At 66.1% G+C, this 1,405-nt stretch carries 2 protein-coding genes; both read right to left on the bottom strand.

Annotation, left to right across the window (positions count from 1 at the left end):
- The coding region (istA, locus tag ACXJ3V_RS20040; protein WP_457102115.1) for an IS21 family transposase at positions 1-870 on the bottom strand (870 nt) is incomplete at its 3' end.
- Between the two features lie 306 nt (positions 871-1,176).
- Positions 1,177-1,405, bottom strand: a 229-nt coding sequence (locus ACXJ3V_RS20035) for a hypothetical protein (protein WP_457102114.1), incomplete at its 5' end; no start/stop codon positions are given.

Here is a 1,405-nt window from a genome sequence, read left to right as displayed (position 1 = left end):
GTGCATGCGGGTGCCAGCTTCTTGCATGACCCACTGCCGCGCTTGTGCGTTCAAGTCGCCCAGATCGCGGAAGGTCCGCGTGGGCAGGAAGTTGCCTTTGATGTATTTGACCCCCGCTTCGACGACACCTTTCTTTTGCGGATCCCGTGGAGGGCAGGCGTCGATTTTGAAGCCGTAGCCCTCGGCGCATTCGGCATAGGCGCGTTGTACCAACGGGTCGTGGCTGCAAGCCTTGACGATGGCGCACTTGGCGTTGTCGATGGTCACGCGCTCGGGAACCCCGTCGAACCACTCGAAGGCACGACGGTGGCAGCCCAGCCAGGTGGCCGAGCTCTGGTCCCATACGAATTCGACGTACTGGTGGCGGCTGTAGCACAACGTCATGACGAAGGCCCAGGTGCGCCGCGGCTTGCCGTCGGGGTGGGTGAGCACGGGGCCGGCGCCGAAGTCGACCTGGGCGGCTTCGCCGGGAGCGAAGCTCAACCGCACCGTGACCTCGGGCGGCTGCTCGCCGCGCAGCTGGCGCAGCATGCGCACGACGGCCGAGTAGCTGCCGCCGTAGGCGTGCTCTCGCTTGAGTGCWGCGTGGATGGCACGGCCCTGCACGCCSGCCTCRTGCCAGCGCTTGACCRCATCGCGGTGTGGCTGGACGCTGGAGATRGTGGAGCTGGCCACYCGCCGGCCTTGACCGAGCGCCGTGGCGATGGCCTCGTCGCCGGGCACCTCGGCACTGACGTCGAGCCAGCCTTGCTGCTGAGCCACGGCTCGCAGCTCGCCAAGCTTGTCGCGACCCATGAGGCCAGAGCGCGCGATCTCGCGCACGGAATCGCCCGCGCGCAGCCGCACGAGCACTTGTCGGTACTGGAACATCTCGATTCTCCTGCGACCCACGACGGTCACCTCCTGAGCAAAAAGCCCGGAAGGTACCGCGTGGATAAACGAAGCTTCGARACGCCTTCGGCGCTGCTGGTGGCCGGATTACGCCGACTAYGCAGTGGCCGGTATATGCCGACTCTGCGCYGGCCGRTATATGCCGACTCCCAGCACGCCGTCGCCYGGCCTCAGGTGGCCGGAATACGCCGACTCTGAAGTGGCCTGATTACGCCGATCGCTGACAGGCGTCCCTCTACATACTTCCTTTGTCCACATCAATACGGACTCTTCGACCCCCGACCGTTACCATGCGCACTCCGCTACCCGCATCGAAGAGATGGACCGCTGCCGCCTTCGGTCGCAGGTACAACACATCGCCCGGCGCCACGGCCAGGCGCTCATGGAACAGCGCGATACATCGAGGCCGGAGCGCACCATCTGCGTGAAGGAGCGCTCGGCGATCTCCAGCGTGCGCGGATTCGGGGCCTTGAAGCCCAGCAGCGGCCCGCCCCAGAAGTGCGGACTGTAGGCG

This window comes from Microbacterium sp. P5_E9, assembly GCF_054049175.1.
This window is presented reverse-complemented; position numbering and strand designations above follow the sequence as displayed.